This window comes from Leptothrix discophora, assembly GCF_030705305.1.
GTDB lineage: Bacteria > Pseudomonadota > Gammaproteobacteria > Burkholderiales > Burkholderiaceae_C > Sphaerotilus > Sphaerotilus discophorus.
Window position 1 is genome coordinate 332,136 of record NZ_JAUZEE010000001.1, and the last position, 16,577, is coordinate 348,712.

Sequence of the window (16,577 nt, forward strand, 5' to 3'; positions counted from 1 at the left end):
GTATTGCATTTATTGGTGGGATTCATTGTTGGATTTTTCACGTAACTGACATGACGCGCAGAGACGATCCGGCCATTCAATCGATGGATATCGGAGCGGATCATGGGTGTCGAAACGTGGAACTACGGTGACGTCAACATCTGGGAAGGTGTGACCGATCGGACGGTGCATCTCGAAGGCGGCGGGCCTCACACCGTTCGCGCCAGCAACAAGGCCATCACCTACCTGCGAATCTTCGACGGCGCTGGCAACGACGACATCAGCGTGGGTGCACTCAACACGGAAATCTACAGTGGGTCGGGCAACGATCGGTATTTCATCGAATCCGGCATCAACGCGACCATCTACAACGGCAGCGGCTACAAGAACGTTGGTTCCAATTATCTGGCCGGCAGCATCAACGTGTATGAAACGAACTGGTGGAGTCAACGAAACACCCAAGTTTCAGCCAGGTATTCCTACGTGCAGTCAGGCTTTGCAGACGACACGATTTCTGCTTATGGGCTGTCGCAGGCCCTCGTGGAGGATGCGGGTGGCAACAACACCGTTCACTTGAGCGGCTCAGGTTATCTGAAGGCATCCCTCGGACACGGCAGCAACAACGTCCATCTGTGGTCGGGTTGGGGCGCTGACATCGTCCAGTCTGGCGGCAATTTATCTGTCTCGGGCCATGAGTATCGCGGTGGCGACACGACGATCCAGTCCACCGATCATTGGGGCACGAGTTTCTACAACCTGGCGTATGACGGCTCGTCCTGGTCGACCAAGGTGGATGCACGTGTCAGCAACCACGCGACCATCAACGCCTACGGCCTGAGCTGGAACTCAATCAACCTGTGGGGCTCGGACGGCGGCAGCAAGCTCGACATCAGTTCGCCGGGCAGCAACGTGATCTGGGCAACCCGCGGAAATGACCTGATCAATTTCTGGATGGGCGGCAGTTGGACCGAGGTCAACCTCGACAGCGGCAACGACGAATTGCGCATCCATTCGGGGGTCAGCGCCAAGGTCACCATGAACTCGGGTGACAAGACCATCGTCACGAACCATCTGGCAGGAGACCTCAACATTCACGAGGGGTGCTGGTGGGGCAACAGCCGTCGCTCCATCCATGTGTCGGCTGGCAATACCTTTGTCCAGACCGGCTTTGGCGACGACACCATCAACGCCTTCGGCCTCTGGTCCACCCGTGTCGAGGATGCCGGTGGCAACAACTCGATCGAGGCACGAGGCGCTGGCGTGATCGTGAGGACAGGCCACGGCAACGACACCATCGACGTCAGCGGTGTCTCGGCCCGGGTGTCCAGCGGCAATGGCAACGACCGCGTCACGCTCGACGGGGTGGATGCCCATCTCGACGACGGCGACACCTGGGGCGACAAGCGCGTGCTGGCGCGCGCCGGAGGCGCCTACGTCGACACCGGACATGGCAACGACACGGTCGACTTCCACGGCCTGGGCACGCGCATCGCCACGGCCGGCGGCAACGACACGGTCGTGGCACGCGGCATTGGCGCGTCCATCGACACGGGGGCGGGCGACGACGTCGTGGACCTTCGGGCCGCTGGCGCAACGCTCAATACCGGTGATGGCAACGACCGCGTCTGGAGCCTGGGCATCGGCGGGCAGGGGATCGACCTGGGCAACGGCGACGACACGGTCGAAGCCTATGGGGGCGTCAACGTCATCCATGCCGGGCGCTGGGGCCGCAAGTCGGTGACGGTCGGCGGCGGCGCGAACGTCGTGCAGGTCGGCCATGGTGACAGCACGGTGCATGCCTCGGGCGGCCTCAACGTGGTGCTGACGGGCCATGGCAGCAACGTGGTCGATGCCTACGGGGGCGGCAACTTCGTGCTCAACGGCAACGGCCGCTTCTCGTCCAAGGTCTACGGCGGCCTGAACGTGGTGCTGACCGGGCAGGGCGCGGCCACGCTGGATGCCTACGGCAGCACCAACATCCTGATGGCGGGTGACGGCGGCAACACCATCCGCGCCTACGGCGTGGGCTACCTGACGGGCATCGGCAACCTCATCATCTCGGGCAGTGGCAACGACCGCATCAAGGCAGGCAGCCTGCTGGGCGTGGCCACCACGAGCTTTGGCGTCAGTGACGACGAGTTCTCCTTCGACCGCGTGGTCGTGATGGACAAGGACGCGGGCGAGACGATCAAGAAGACCACGCTCAACATCGTCAGCCTGGTGCTCAACGCGGCGACCAATGCCGGCAACATCGTCATCGCTGGCGACGGCCACAACAAGGTCAAGGCCTTCGGCGGCTACAACATGATCCAGAGCGGATCGGGCGACGACGAGGTCACGATGGTGGGCGGCTTCAACGGGGCGCTGGTCGGCAACGGCCGCAACCGCATCTTCTCGATCGGCTCGGCCAACATCGTGGTGGCGGGTTCGGGCCATGACGAGATGCAGGCCCTGGGCGGTGCCAACGTCTTCTTCGCCAATGCGGGCAACAACCGCATGACCGCGATCGGCGGGGGCAACCTGTTTGTCGCGGCCGATGGCGACGACGACATGCTGGCGGTCGGCGGCGGCAACATCGCCATCCTCGGCGGTGGCAACAACACCGCGCTGCTGGCGGGTGGTTTGGGCAACGTGGTGCAGGCTGGCTCGGGGGACGACCGCGTGATCAGCCTCGGGCAGTGGAACGTGATGGTGCTGGGCGACGGCAACAACACGGTCGGCGCATTGGGCGGTGGTGGCAACCTCGTGTGGACGGGCAGCGGCAACGACACCGTGATCGCGCTCGGCCTGTATGTCGGCAACATCCTGCTGCTGGGCGATGGCAACAACTTCGCGATCGCCGGTGGCAGGGCCAACGTGGTCCTGACGGGCAGTGGCCGCGACAGCGTCCTGGCGGTCGGCCAATACAACCTGGTCAGCACCGCCAACGGCATCGACAACGTGATCGCCATCGGCCAGTACAACCTGGTCCACACCGGCGGAGACGCCGACATCGCCGCCGTCATCGGCCAGACCAACTTCGTCCACACCGGCTGGGGCGACGATGTCGCCGTGGTCGTCGGCAAGACCAACATCGTGCTGACCGAGGCGGGCGACGACGTGGCGCTGGTGATCGGGCAGAACAACTTCATGCTGTCGGGCAGCGGCCATGACATGGTGGGCGTGTTCGGCGAGACCAACTACGTGCTGACCGGCAGCGGTCACGACCTGGTGGCGGTGTTCGGCACGAAGAACAGGGTGGCGACCGACAACGAGATCGTCTTCACCGACGATGACCTCGGCGCGCTGAAGGAGTCCAAGAAGGTCAAGGGCTTCAATGCCAAGGATGAGGACTGGTCCAAGAAGACCGGCATGGACGTCTCGACCCAGGCCGAGCTGAAGCTCTCGATGGACCTGTCCTTCTACTTCCCGGACATCGAGTTCTCGACCCCCAATTCCAACGACTGGAAGTACCCGACCCTGACGCTGCCGTCGGTCAGCTACCAGATTCCGTCCACGCCCGCGCTGCGGTCTTCGCCGGCCTACGAATACGGCACGCTCGGCAGCTATGGCCTGCCGTCGCTGAGTTTTCCGTTGCTCAGCACGCCGGAACTGCAACTGCCGGGCATCACGGTGCCGTCGTTTAGCCTGCCGAACTTCGAGGACATGGGCGTCGACATCGGCCAGCTCAAGCCGAACTTCTTCGTCGACTTCAACGTGGGCTCCGACTGGCTGGGCGGTGCGTCGTCCGGCTTCCAGTCACTGACGGGCCTGCCCGGCCCGACCGGCGGCAGTTCGGGCACGCTGCTGGGCGGCAAGCTCAGCGTGCAACCCAAGGTCACGGGCGATGTCGGCTTCGACCATGCCGACCTGACCGGCAAGGTCAGCGGCCACACCGAGGCCAGCGCCAACGCCATCGTGGCCCATGCCAGCACGCATGCGAGCGGACAGGCGGCGGCAAGCACCGATGGCACGAACAGCAGCTCGGGCAAGGTGTTCGGTGCGGGCAATGTCTTCAGCGACGCGGGCAGCGCCAGCGCCAGCAGCGCCACATCCACCGGCACGACGTCCAGCGGCACCGAGTACGCCTTGCCCACGCTGTCCTTCGGGGACATCAAGTTGCCCGACCTTCAGCTCAACGGCTTTGACTTTGGCGGCTACGCCAAGCTCTTCACCACGCTGTTCTCGGGGCGCGACCTGTTCGGCGCGACCTTGCCGGACTTCAGCCTGCCGGAGTTCAAGGTCGACGACATCAAGCTCAGCGACCACGTGGGCGGCACGCAAGCCCTGACGATCAAGGGCACGAGCTATGCGTTGCCTAGCTTGTCCTTGCCGCGCGTGGCCGGTCTGGACTACCAGTCCCGCTTGCCGTCGCTCGGCACGAACTACCGGTTCAACCAGGGCGAGGGCGACGTCGCGGTCGTCGGCGGGCAGGACAACCGCGTCATGACCGGCCCCGGCGACGACCTGGCGCTGGTGCTGGGCCAGACCAACATCCTGCTGATGGGCGAGGGCAACGATGCGGGCCTCCTGGTCGGCGAGAAGAACGCCTGGCGCGGCGGCAAGGGCAACGACTTCATCCTCGCCGGCGGCAAGGAGAACACGCTCAAGGGCCAGGAAGACAACGACGTCGTGCTGGCGCTGGGCCTGACCAACAAGGTCGAGGGCGGCTCCGGCGATGACGTGCTGTTGGCGTTGGGCAAGTCCAACGCGGTCGATGGTGGCGAAGGCAAGGACCTGATGCTGGTGATCGGCATGAACAACGACATCAACGGCAAGGCCGAGGACACGACCGGCGACGGCAACGACACCCTGCTGGTGCTGGGCATGGAGAACACGGTCAAGGCCGGTCGCGGTGACGACTGGGTCATCGCCTGCGGCATGACCAACGACATCGACGGCGGCCAGGGCGGCGACATGGTGCTGGCGGTCGGCTGGAGCAACAAGGTCTACGGCGACTTCAGCGCTGCCGACAACGGCAACGACGTGGTCGCGTTCCTGGGCGGCAAGAACCAGATCCAGGGCAATGGCGGCAACGACCTGATCCTCGGCGCGGGCCTGGGCAACGTGGTGCAGGGCAATGCCGGCAAGGACATCGTGCTGACCGCTGGCCTGGCCCAGCAGGTCGACCTGGGCGAGGGCGATGACCGCTCGTTCACGCTGGGTGCCAGCAACGCGGTCCAGGGCGGTCTGGGCAACGACGTCATGTACGTGGCCGGCGCGACGAACAACGTGATGGCCGGCAGCGGCGACGACGTGCTGTTCGCGATCGGTGCCGCCAACCTGCTGTGGGGCCAGGACGGCAACGACGTCTTCCTGGCGCGCGGCATCGCCAGCCGGCAACTGGCTGACGTGGGGAAACTGTCGTGCACGGTCGACGCGATCGACCGTGCGCTCGATGCCCTTGACAGCCTGGGCCGCGGCCTGAGCGGCGAGGCGGTCCCCAAGACGCTCGACGACTACGTCCGCAGCGACAACACCAACGCCTATGCCTACGGCGCGGCTGGCAGCGACAGCTTCTATTCGGGCTTCCAGAACCTGATCGCCGACGGTGGCGAAGGCGATGACCGCTATGCCTACTACCTCGGCGACGGTCGCATGACGGTGCGCGACCTGGGCACCGGTTCGAACACGCTGACCGTGCATGCCGAGCAGATCCGCAGCCTCGGTGCCAGCGTCGACATCGTCGCGTCGGACCTCTACTACAACAGCGCCAGCCGCACGATCTCGGTCATCAAGGCGGGCACGACCTACGGCGAGATCGTGCTCGACGGCTTTGGCGGCAAGGACGACGCCATCGTGCTCCAAGGCGTCGACGGCGCAAAGTCGGTGGCCCTGTCGTCCATGGCCAGCCACGCCGGCGGCGCCACGACGCCCTGGTCGCCGACCTTGCCGGCCAGCACGGCGGGCACGACCGCGCCGGTTGACATGGCCAAGCTGTACGACTACCTCGACAGCCGCCTGGCGATCAACGCGGCGGTGCTGGCTTGAGCGGGGCAGCCGCGCCGGCCCTGGTGGACGTGGGCGTGGTCAGCTGGCTGGCCATGATCGGCGACACCCACCACCGGTTGACGGCGCAGGAATTCCTGCGACAACTCGAACCTCTGTTGCTCGCGCGTGCGGTTCACGTGATCCAGCGTGGTGCCGAACCGGTGGCCTGGCTGGCCTGGCGCAGCCTGTCGGAGCCGGACTGGCGCGACCGGCTCGTCCAGGCCGGTTCCAGCCGTTCGCTGGCCGAGGTCCGCGGCAACGTCTGGCTCGACTTCTGGGTCCGGCCCTTCGGCTGCGATGACCGCGTCGCCACCGCCGTCCGCGAGCTGCTGCGCAAGCGGGGCGTGCAGGCCGATGGGCTGAGCTGGCATGACCCGAGCGCCGACGGCGGTGCCGGCCGCTTCCACTTCAACGTACCGCTCACATCCCTGGCCGGGTTGTGAGTCACCGGTCCAACGCCCACAGGGCAAGGGGACGACGATGACACCTGCCGATGCAGCGCTGCTCGGCCACCCTGGTCCACACGCACGCTTTGTCCACGCGATGACCGACCTCGGCGCCATGCTGCAACTGGTGCGGGGTTCGGCCATCCAGAAGCATTACCCGCTGGCCATCCTGCGCACGCGCATCTTCCCGGCCATCTGGCTCGGCCAATACCGGATCCTGTGGCACCAGGGCCGGCCGGTCGGCTTCTACAACTGGGCCTGGCTGGACGAGACGCTGGCCGAGCGCTACCGCCGCACGCAATGCCATGTCGAACCGGACCAGTGGGTCGGCGGCTCCTGTCTCTGGTTCATGGAGATGGTCCACGAGCCCGGCCAGCTGCGCGCGGTGGTCCGGTCGATGCGCACCGTCGTGCCCGCCGGCACGGTGGCGAACTGGCACGAGGTCAGCGCCATCGGCGAGGCGCGACGCCAGGTCCGGCAGGTCCGCTTCCGACCGGCCGGCGCATCGCCCCTGGTGTTTCCGCCGATCCGATCGGAGCGGTCTGCAGCATCCTGACCTTCAGGCGCAGGGATCGGGCGTGTCCCTCAAGCCCTGAACAGCTCCCGCATCAGCCCACGCAGCCACTGGTTGCCGGGGTCCTGGTGGTAGCGCGCATGCCAGTGCTGACGGACCGGGAAGGTCTCGACTGGCACGGGGCAGTCGAACACCTTCAGCCCGCCCAGGGTGGCCAGCGTCTCGCCGATCTGGCGGGGCAGGGTGGCCAGCAGGTCGGTGGCCGAGATGATGGGGGCCAGGCCCAGGAAGCTCGGCAGCTCCAGCTGCACCGTGCGCACGACGCCGGCACGCGCCAGGGCCGCGTCCAGCAGGTGGGCGCCGGTGCCGGCCGCGATGGTGACGTGGGGCTCGGCCTGGTAGAGGTCCAGGCTGAGGTCCATGTTGAGGTTGCGGCGCCGCGCCAGGCGCGGGTGGGTCGGGCTGGCCAGGCAGACCCAGTCCTGCTGGAACAGCGTCTGCTGGTGGATGCCGGTCTCCAGCCAGGGCGCGTAACCGACCGCCAGGTCGGCCTCGCCCGATGCCAGGGCCTGGGCCGTGTCGCCGTCCATGCGGGTGGCGGCCAGCTGGACGCCGGGCGCCTCGGCCCGCACGCGGGCCAGCAGCGGCGGCAGCAGCGTGATGTGGCTGGCGTCGGTCATGCAGATGCGCAAGCGCCGCCGTGCCGTGGCGGGGTCGAAGGCGTCGTCCTGCGCGGCCAGCCGGCGCAGCGATTCGAGGATGCTGCGGGTCGGGCCGATCAGCGCGTCGGCACGTGGCGTCGGCTGCATGCCTGAAGGCGTGCGCACGAACAGCGGATCACCCAGCTGCTCGCGCAGGCGGCCCAGCCAGATGCTGACGGTGGGCTGGCTCTGGCCCAGCTGCTCGGCCGCGCGGGTCACGCTGCGGGTCCCGTAGAGCACGTCGAACAGCCGCAGCAGCTTGAGGTCGGGCATGGCATCGGGCATGCGGTCGGGGAGCGGCTCGGGCAAGGCGGTCATGTCGGGACTTCTCTCGGGATGGCTCGGCAGCTGGGCGCCTCATTGTGATCGGCAATGCGGACATTGCGTCCATTGCATCGACAGCATGACGGCGCCGGCCTATCGTCCGTCTCGTCCTTCAGGCTTCCAGGAGCAACCGTGAACATCTGCATCGTCGGTGCTGGCGCACTGGGCTGCGCCATCGGCGCGGCCTTGTCCGAGGCCGGATCCAGCGTCTGGCTGATCAACCGCTCGCCCGCCCAGGTCGAGGCCATGAGCCGCCACGGCCTGCAACTCGTGACGCCCGAGGGTGAGCGCAGCGTGCCGGTCCGGGCGGCGACGGGCTGCGCCGGCCTGCCGGTGGCCGACCTCGTGATCGTGCTGGTCAAGTCCTACGACACGCAGGCGGCCATCCTGGGCGCCGCGCCGGTGATCGGTCCGGACACCGCCGTGCTGTCGCTGCAAAACGGCCTGGGCCACGAGGACATCCTGGCCGACGCGGTCGGCCGCGGCCGCATGCTGGCGGGCAAGACCTACCTCGGCGGCGTGATGCTGGCGCCGGGCCGGATCATCTCCGGCACGGTCGGCAAGCAGACCTTCATCGGCGAGCTGGACGGCGCGATCACGCCGCGCGTGCAGGCCATCGCGGCTGAATTCAACCGTGCCGGGCTGGCCACCACCGTCAGCGACAACATCCTCGGCACGATGTGGGACAAGCTGCTGGTCAACGTCGCCACCAGCGCGCTGAGCGGCATCACGCGCCTGAGCTACGGCGATCTCTACGAGGTGCCCGAGGTCCGCGAGACCGCGCTGGCCGCCGTGGCCGAGGCCCTGGCCGTCGCCCGCGCCGCCGGCGTGAGGCTGAGCTTCACCGAGCCGGTGCAGGCCTGGAACCGGGCCGCCGAAGGGCTGCCGCGCGCCTTCAAGGCCAGCATGCTGCAAAGCCTGGAGAAGGGCGCGCGGGGCAGGGGGCCGATCACGGAGGTCGACTTCATCCACGGTGCCGTCGTGCGCGGCGGCCTGCGGCACGGCATCCCGACCCCCGTCAACGCCACGCTGGTGGCCTGCATCAAGGGCATCGAGCGTGCCCTCGTCGTCCAGGCGTCCGATCCCCAAGGAGTACCGGCATGAGCGCCCGCACCTACCTCGAACACGTCGCCATCCGGGTGCGCGACATCCACTGGCACATCCGCTTCTTCCAGGAGGTCTGCGGCATGCCCATGCGCGAGGTGCAGGGCACGCTGGAGAACCCGGTCCAGTACTGGACGCTGGGTGGCCTGCAGTTCATCGCCAAGCCCGACTTCGACGGCCCGGAAGGCCGTCTCGGCCACCTCGGCGTGATGTGCGAGGACCTCGACGCCACGCTGGCCGCCGCCCGTGCCTTCGATGTCGTCGAGATGCCGCAGGGCCGCAACTGGCTGCGCCTGCCCGACGGGCTGGCGGTCGAGTTCATGCAGGCCCGACCCGCCAGCTGCGTGGCCGCCGCGCTGGCCATCAACCCGCGTGCCGAGAAATGAACGCCATGAGCCTGCACACCCCGAGCCCCGAGAAGCACTGGGACGATGCCCGGGAGGGCGACACCTGCACCAGCCCGACCTACCTCGTCACGAAGGAACGCATCCTGGCCTATGCCGACCTGACCGGCGACCACACGCCGGTGCACGTCGACGAGGCCTATGCCCAGGCCAGCCACTTCGGCGGCATCGTCGCGCACGGCCTGTTCGGCCTGTCCATCGCCGACGGCCTGAAGACGCGCAGCGACTACCGCTTCCTGCCCGGCATGTCGCTGGGCTGGACCTGGGACTTCCTGCTGCCGATCCGGGTCGACGACGAGCTGCACGTGCGCTTCTCGATCACCGGCCTGCGCGCCTCGAAGAGCAAGCCCGGCTGGGGCATCGTCATCCTGCCCTCCGAGCTGGTCAACCAGCACGGCCAGGTGGTGCAGAAGGGCGAGCACCGTCTGATGGTGCCGCGCCGGCCCGGCACGTTCTGAACCCGCTTGAACACGTCTGACCCGACACGGAGCACACGACCCATGAGCCACGATCCACAGGCGCTGCCGCTGGCGGGCATCCGCGTCATCGACTACTCGCACTTCCTGGCCGGCCCCTACGTCGGCCGCTGCCTCGCCGCGCTCGGTGCCGAGGTCATCAAGGTCGAGCGGCCCGGCAGCGGCGATGCCGGACGCCAGCATGCCCACGTGCTGGACGGGCACACCAGCGGCTACTTCCTGCAGCTCAACATGGGCAAGCAGGGCGTCAGCGTCAACATGAAGGACCCGCGCGGCAAGGCCTTCATGCACCAGCTGTGCGACAGCGCCGACGTGTTCATCGAGAACTACCGCCCCGGTGCGCTCGACAAGCTGGGCCTGGGCCATGCCGAGCTGTCGGCGCGCAACCCGCGGCTGGTCTATTGCTCGATCTCGGCCTATGGCCACACCGGCCCGGACGCGCACCGCGCCGGCTTCGGCCTGATCGCCGAGGCCAAGAGCGGGATCATGCAGATGGTCGGCACGCCCGGCGAGGCACCGCCGCTGCTGCGCATCTCGCTGGGCGACATGTACACCGGCATCCACGCGGTGGCCGCGATCAACGCGGCGCTGCTGGGCCGCGAGCGTTCCGGCCGGGGCCAGCACATCGACATGGCGCTCTACGACACGCTGGTCTCGATGCACGAGTACGCGGTGCAGTGCTGCACGCTGTCGGGCGGCACCGTGCTGCCCGAGCAGACCGGGCACGACATGCCGACCAGCACGCTCTACGGCGTGTTCCGGGCGCAGGACGGCGACCTCGTCATCGCCGCCCAGGTGGACGACGCCTGGAAGCGCTTTGCCACGCTGGTCGAGGCCCATGGCGGCCCGGCCGGATTCGGAGCCGATGCGCGCTTCCACACGCTCAACGGCCGCAACACGCACCGGCTGGAGATCCTCGCCGCCGTGCGGGCCTTTGTCGGCGCGCGGCCGGTGGCCGAGGTGCTGGCCCTGCTGGACGGCATCGACGTGCCGAGCGCCAAGGTCCAGCGCATCGACGAGGTGCTGGCCGACCCGCAGATCCAGGCCCGCGGCATGGTGGTCGAGCAGCAGCATCCGCGCCACGGCACGCTGCGCCTGCCCAACCTGCCGTTCCGCTTCTCCGGCTGCGACACGACCGTCCACCGGGTCGCCCCCGACCTGGGCGAGCACAACGCCGAGGTCGCCCGCTCGCTGGGCTACACCGCCGACGAGATCGCCGCGCTGCAGGCCGATGGCGTCCTCTTCGCGCCGGACCTGGGCAACCACGAGCAATCCTGAAGGACGCGCCATGACCGATCGCTACGCCGTCATCGGCAACCCCATCGCCCAGAGCAAGTCGCCGCTGATCCACGGCCTGTATGCGCAGGCCACCGGGCAGGACATCGACTACGGCAAGATCGAAGGCCCACTCGGGCCGGGCGGCTTCGCGCAGGCCGTCGACGCCTTCCGGGCCGAAGGTGGACGCGGCCTCAACATCACCGCGCCGTTCAAGCTGGACGCCTTTGCCTACGCGACCGAGCGCAGCCAGCGGGCCGAACTGGCCGGGGCGGCCAACGCGATGACGTTCGACGGCGAGCGTGTCGTCGCCGACAACTTCGACGGCGTCGGCCTGGTGCGCGACGTGACCCGCAACCTGGCCGTGCCGATGACCGGTCGGCGCGTGCTGGTGCTGGGGGCGGGCGGCGCCGCACGCGGCGCGCTGCTGCCCTTCCTGGCCGAGCGGCCGGCCGAGCTGGTGATCGCCAACCGCGACGTCGACAAGGCCCGCGAACTGGCCCGCATCGGCGCTGCCGAAGGTGGCTCGGTGGCGGCCTGCGGCTATGCCGACCTGGCGGGCCAGCGCTTTGACCTGGTCTTCAACGCGACCTCCGCCAGCCTGCGCGCCGAACGGCCGCCGGTGCCCGCCGGGGTCTTCGCCGCGTCTGCGCTGGCCTATGAGCTCGCCTACGGCAAGGGCCTGACGCCCTTCCTGCGCCTGGCGCGCGAGTCCGGCGTCGAGCGCATCGCCGATGGCGTGGGCATGCTGGCCGAGCAGGCTGCCGAGGCCTTCCTGTGGTGGCGCGGCGTGCGGCCCGACACGGCCGACGTGATCCGGACCTTGACGGTGCCGCTGGTCTGATCTGCCGAGATGCGCGATCGGACGTCCGGGCGCCGGACAGCGCCACGCCCCCTTCAGAACACCAGCGGCGTCACCACCTGCACCCCGACCTTGCGGGCCTGGAGCTTCACGGCCATCTGCGAACCGCCTTCGAGTCGCCAGCGCAGCATCGAGCCGAGGTTGGCGCGGGCGCTGGGGCGGCCGTCCAGCTTGGGGACGGACAGCGCGACCGGCGTGCGTTCGACGGTGATGCCGCCGTCGGCCTGGCGCAGCACGCGGCGCACGGGGATGGGCAGGCGGTCCTGCAGGTCGACGTAGGCGTAGAGCCGCTCGCGGCCCGGATCGGCCGACAGCTGGGTGACCAGCTCGAAGCCCGGCCGCGACACCGGGCCGATGTGCACGCGCCAGGCCGCCGTGGCGGTCGAGACCGGTCCGATCGGCTCCGGCGTGAGGTCCAGCGCGGCCTGTGCGCCCGTGGCGCCGCCCAGCACGCCCACCAGCAGGATGCGGGGGACGAGTCGGGCCAGCGGGGCGATCCGGGATGCTGCGTGGGCCATGGTGTGGATCCGATCGAGGCTGCGTTGATCGGTTTTCGGCCGCGCCGGGCCCATCCTTCAGGCCCGTTATGTAAGCCCTTGCGCGGCCTCGTAAGCACTCGTGTTCGCATCGTGCGGGTGCTGCTGGCTAGACTGCCGGGATGCCCGAACCGACCCTGTTTCCGTCACCCCCGAGCACCCCGCCCGTCGACGACGCGCCGGCCGCCGACCGTGCCGCCTGGCTGCGCGCGACGCTGCAGCACCATGCCCATCGCTATTACGTGCTCGATGCGCCGACCGTTCCAGATGCCGAGTACGACCACCTGTTCCAGGCCCTGCAGGCGATCGAGGCGGAACATCCCGAACTTCGCACCGCCGACTCGCCGACCCAGCGCGTGATCGGCCAGGTGCTGGACGGCCTGCAGCCGGTGCGCCATGCGGTGCCGATGCTGTCGATCGAGACCGAGACCGACACCACCGCGCAGGGCGCCGTCGCTTTCGACGAACGGGTCCGTTCGGCCCTCAAGCTGGCCGAGTCCGACCCGCCGGTGCGCTACGCGGCCGAGCTGAAGTTCGACGGCCTGGCGATCAATCTGCGCTACGAGGCCGGCGTGCTGGTGCAGGCGGCCACCCGGGGCGATGGCGAGACCGGCGAGGACGTGACCCAGAACATCCGCACGATCGGCCAAATCCCCTTGCGGCTCCACGGCAACGACGCGCCGGTGATCGAGGTCCGCGGCGAGGTCTACATGCGCCGCGACGACTTCGAGCGGCTCAACGAGGCGCAGCGCGTCAAGGGCGAGAAGACCTACGTCAACCCGCGCAACACCGCCGCCGGTGCGGTCCGGCAGCTCGATCCGGCGGTGACGGCGCAGCGGCCGCTGAGCTTCTATGCCTACGGGCTGGGCGAGGTGCAGGGCTGGGACCTGCCGCCCAGCCATGCCGGCCTGCTCGATGCCTTCGTGGCGATGGGCCTGCCGGTCTGCGCCGACCGGGTTGTGGCCGAGGGCGCGGCCGGGCTGGTCGCCTTCCACGCGGCGATGGGCGCCAAGCGCGATGCGCTGCCCTTCGACATCGACGGCGTGGTCTACAAGGTCGATGACCGCGCGCTGCAGCAGCAGCTCGGCTTCAAGACCCGCGAGCCGCGCTGGGCGGTCGCCCACAAGTACCCGGCGCAGGAGCAGCTGACGCGGCTGCTGGCCATCGACATCCAGGTCGGCCGGACCGGCAAGATGACGCCGGTGGCCAAGCTGGAGCCGGTCTTCGTCGGCGGCACCACCGTCAGCAACGCGACGCTGCACAACGAGGACGAGGCCCGCCGCAAGGACGTGCGGGTGGGCGACACGGTGATCGTGCGGCGCGCCGGCGATGTCATCCCGGAGGTGGTCGGCGTGCTGCTGGAACGCCGCCCGGACGATGTGGGCGAGCCCTTCGACCTGTATGCCCGGCTGGGCGGGCGCTGCCCGGTCTGCGCCAGCCCGATCGCACGCGAGGAAGGCGAGGTCGACTGGCGCTGCACCGGCGGCCTGACCTGCCCGGCGCAGCGCAAGCAGGCGCTGCTGCACTGGGCCGGGCGCCGCATGATGGACATCGAGGGCCTGGGCGACAAGGTGGTCGACCAGCTGGTGGACAGCGGCCTGATCCGCACGCTGCCGGAGCTGTACAAGCTCGGCGTGGGCAAGCTGGTCGAGCTGGAACGCTATGGCGAGAAGAGCGCGCAGAACCTGGTCGCCGCGCTGGAGGCCAGCAAGCGCACGACGCTGGCGCGCTTCGTCTACGCGCTGGGCATCCGCCATGTCGGCGAGGCGACCGCCAAGGACCTGGCGCGCCACTTCGGCGCGATGGACCGGATCATGGATGCGACGGTCGAGCAGCTGCAGGCGGTACGCGACGTCGGCCCGGTGGTGGCGCAGAGCCTGCGTGCCTTCTTCGACCAGCCGCACCACCGCGAGGTGGTCGAGCAGTTGCGCGCGGCGGGCATCACCTGGGACGAGCACGAGGGCAGTGCCGAGATGGACGCCTCGATGCTGCCGCTGGCCGGCAAGACGCTGGTCCTGACCGGCACGCTGCCGACGTTGGGCCGCGACGACGCCAAGGACCTGATCGAGGCGGCCGGCGGCAAGGTCTCCGGCTCGGTGTCGAGGAAGACCCACTACGTGATTGCCGGCAGCGAAGCCGGCAGCAAGCTCGACAAGGCCCGCGAGCTGGGCATCCCGGTGCTGGACGAGGCGGGCCTGCAGGCCTTGCTGGCCGGTCAGACGCCACAGGCCTGAGAAATTTCTCGCTCAGGTTTGCGGAGGGCCGACCGTTATTCTCGAGACCATGTACGCGTCCTTCTTCGGCCTCCAGCACGAACCCTTCTCGATCGCACCGGACCCGCGCTTCCTCTACATGAGCGAGCGCCACCGGGAGGCCCTGGCCCACCTGATGTACGGCATCCGCGGCAACGGCGGCTTCGTGCTGCTGACCGGCGAGATCGGCGCGGGCAAGACCACCGTCTGCCGCGCCTTCCTCGACCAGGTGCCGGCCGACTGCGAGGTCGCCTACATCTTCAACCCCAAGCTCACCGTCCACGAGCTGCTCAAGGCGGTCTGCGACGAGTTCGGCATCGAGGCACCGGCGGCCGGGACGCCCGGCGTGACGGTGCAGGACCACGTCGAGCCGCTCAACCGCCACCTGCTGGCCACGCATGCGGCCGGGCGCAAGAGCATCCTCATCATCGACGAGGCCCAGAACCTCGAACCGGAGGTGCTGGAGCAGCTGCGCCTGCTGACCAACCTCGAGACGGCCGAACGCAAGCTGCTGCAGATCATCCTGATCGGCCAGCCCGAGCTGCGCGACATGGTCGCCCGGCCGGACCTGGAGCAACTGGCCCAGCGCATCGTCGCGCGCTGCCACCTCGGTGCCTTGAGCGCGACCGAGACGGCGCAGTACGTGCTGCACCGCATGCGCGTGGCCGGCCTGGGCGCGGCGTCGCCGTTCACCGCCCGGCAGCTGATGCAGATCCACAAGCTGACCGGTGGCGTGCCGCGCCGCATCAACCTGCTGTGCGACCGCGCCCTGCTGGGAGCCTATTCGCGCGGTCAGGCCCAGGTCGATGCGACGGTGGTGCGCAGTGCCGCCAACGAGGTGTTCGATGCCCGCTCCGCACGTCGGGCGCGGCGGTCCGACGAACGCCGCGAGGTCGGCCGCCAGCTGCTGTGGGGCGGCGGGATCGCCAGCATCGCGGTGCTGGTCGGTTTCCTGGCGTCGGCCTGGCATGCCGGCGAGCTGGGCGGCTCCGGCCGGGCCGAGTCCGAACGCTCGGCGCCGAACGGCATCGACGCGGGGCGCAACGACGCGGCAACGTCGGCCGGTGCCGCGGCGATGGCCCCGGCGGGCGCCGAGGCTGCCGACGCGAAGTCCCTCGGTGCGGTCGAGCCCCTCGTCGGGTGGTCGGACGAGTCGGTCGCGCTGCGTCGCCTGGTGCGGCTGTGGGGCCCGGATCTGGGCGCCGGCGAAGGTTGCGACACGGCCCGCCGCGCCGGCATCGTCTGCTACCGCGCCCAGGCCAGCCTGTCGCTGGCCCGCCAGCTCGACCGGCCGGCGCTGATCCGTCTGCCGGCCGAGAACGGCTCGTTCACCCTGGCGATGCTGCTGGGCCTCGACGAACAACAGGCCCTGCTGCAGGTGCCGGACGGCCGCCTGCGGGTGCCGCTGACCCGTCTGGCCAGCCAGTGGCGCGGCGACTACCTGACGCTCTGGCGCGCGCCCGATGGCTACCTGTCCAGCGGCGCCGGCCTGCCGTCCGCGCCCCTGCAGGCCTGGCTGGACACCTCCTTGCAGCGCCTGCCCGGCATCGCCGAGATCGCGTCGGGCAACTCGCCCGACGCCCGGGTGCAGGCCCGCTTGCAGGCCTTCCAGGTCACCCAGGGCCTGCAACCCGACGGCAAGGTCGGGCCGATCACGCTGATGCGCCTGAACCAGGCGACCGGCGTCGCCGAGCCACGTCTCGAACACGCCGCTGTGGCGGGAGCGAACTGAAC

Annotated in this window: 12 protein-coding genes; 10 read left to right on the plus strand and 2 right to left on the minus strand. The window is 69.1% G+C overall.

The window, feature by feature from the left end; translation table 11 throughout:
- Nucleotides 1-102: 102 nt before the first annotated feature.
- The 3 genes from Q8X39_RS01450 (at nucleotide 103) to Q8X39_RS01460 (ending at nucleotide 6,951) form a co-directional block, all read left to right on the plus strand.
- Nucleotides 103-5,949 carry a calcium-binding protein gene (locus Q8X39_RS01450; RefSeq protein ID WP_305747847.1) on the plus strand — a complete coding sequence of 1,949 codons (5,847 nt, stop codon included), beginning with the start codon at nucleotides 103-105 and terminating at the stop codon, nucleotides 5,947-5,949.
- Nucleotides 5,946-6,392 (plus strand): toxin-activating lysine-acyltransferase, encoded by a 447-nt coding sequence (locus tag Q8X39_RS01455; RefSeq protein WP_305747848.1) that lies wholly within the window; start codon nucleotides 5,946-5,948, stop codon nucleotides 6,390-6,392. Before Q8X39_RS01450 ends, Q8X39_RS01455 begins: the two co-directional genes overlap by 4 nt.
- Before the next feature lie 100 nt (nucleotides 6,393-6,492).
- A complete protein-coding gene (locus tag Q8X39_RS01460) occupies nucleotides 6,493-6,951 on the plus strand; it encodes a toxin-activating lysine-acyltransferase (protein WP_305747849.1) in 459 nt (152 codons plus the stop codon).
- 29 nt (nucleotides 6,952-6,980) lie between these two features.
- On the opposite strand, the gene Q8X39_RS01465 is transcribed toward Q8X39_RS01460, so the two are convergent.
- Complete coding sequence (locus Q8X39_RS01465; RefSeq protein WP_305747850.1) at nucleotides 6,981-7,928, minus strand: LysR family transcriptional regulator; 948 nt, start codon at nucleotides 7,926-7,928, stop codon at nucleotides 6,981-6,983.
- A 138-nt stretch (nucleotides 7,929-8,066) separates the two neighbouring features.
- On the opposite strand from Q8X39_RS01465, the gene Q8X39_RS01470 reads away from it, so the two are divergent.
- Genes Q8X39_RS01470 through aroE form a run of 5 tightly spaced genes read left to right on the plus strand, consistent with a single transcriptional unit; the run spans nucleotide 8,067 to nucleotide 12,037 of the window.
- Nucleotides 8,067-9,038: a ketopantoate reductase family protein gene (locus Q8X39_RS01470; RefSeq protein ID WP_305747851.1), complete on the plus strand. Its 972-nt coding sequence runs from the start codon at nucleotides 8,067-8,069 to the stop codon at nucleotides 9,036-9,038.
- A complete protein-coding gene (locus tag Q8X39_RS01475) occupies nucleotides 9,035-9,424 on the plus strand; it encodes a VOC family protein (RefSeq protein WP_305747852.1) in 390 nt (129 codons plus the stop codon). Before Q8X39_RS01470 ends, Q8X39_RS01475 begins: the two co-directional genes overlap by 4 nt.
- Nucleotides 9,425-9,429: 5 nt before the next feature.
- Nucleotides 9,430-9,900 (plus strand): MaoC family dehydratase, encoded by a 471-nt coding sequence (locus Q8X39_RS01480; RefSeq protein ID WP_305747853.1) that lies wholly within the window; start codon nucleotides 9,430-9,432, stop codon nucleotides 9,898-9,900.
- A gap of 42 nt (nucleotides 9,901-9,942) precedes the next feature.
- Complete coding sequence (locus tag Q8X39_RS01485; protein WP_305747854.1) at nucleotides 9,943-11,196, plus strand: CaiB/BaiF CoA transferase family protein; 1,254 nt, start codon at nucleotides 9,943-9,945, stop codon at nucleotides 11,194-11,196.
- A 10-nt stretch (nucleotides 11,197-11,206) separates the two neighbouring features.
- The gene (aroE, locus tag Q8X39_RS01490) at nucleotides 11,207-12,037 is read left to right on the plus strand and encodes a shikimate dehydrogenase (protein ID WP_305747855.1); all 831 of its coding nucleotides are present in this window, start codon (nucleotides 11,207-11,209) and stop codon (nucleotides 12,035-12,037) included.
- A 53-nt stretch (nucleotides 12,038-12,090) separates the two neighbouring features.
- Here the strand turns inward: aroE and Q8X39_RS01495 are convergent, their stop codons facing one another.
- Entirely contained in the window at nucleotides 12,091-12,573 is a 483-nt protein-coding gene (locus Q8X39_RS01495; RefSeq protein WP_305747856.1) for a hypothetical protein, read from the minus strand.
- A gap of 140 nt (nucleotides 12,574-12,713) precedes the next feature.
- Between Q8X39_RS01495 and ligA the strand changes: the two genes are divergently transcribed.
- Together ligA and Q8X39_RS01505 are read left to right on the plus strand one after the other, a co-directional pair.
- Complete coding sequence (gene ligA, locus Q8X39_RS01500) at nucleotides 12,714-14,825, plus strand: NAD-dependent DNA ligase LigA (RefSeq protein WP_305747857.1); 2,112 nt, start codon at nucleotides 12,714-12,716, stop codon at nucleotides 14,823-14,825.
- 49 nt (nucleotides 14,826-14,874) lie between these two features.
- On the plus strand, nucleotides 14,875-16,575 hold the full coding sequence (locus Q8X39_RS01505; RefSeq protein WP_305747858.1) for an ExeA family protein: 1,701 nt from the start codon (nucleotides 14,875-14,877) through the stop codon (nucleotides 16,573-16,575).
- Nucleotides 16,576-16,577: the final 2 nt, after the last annotated feature.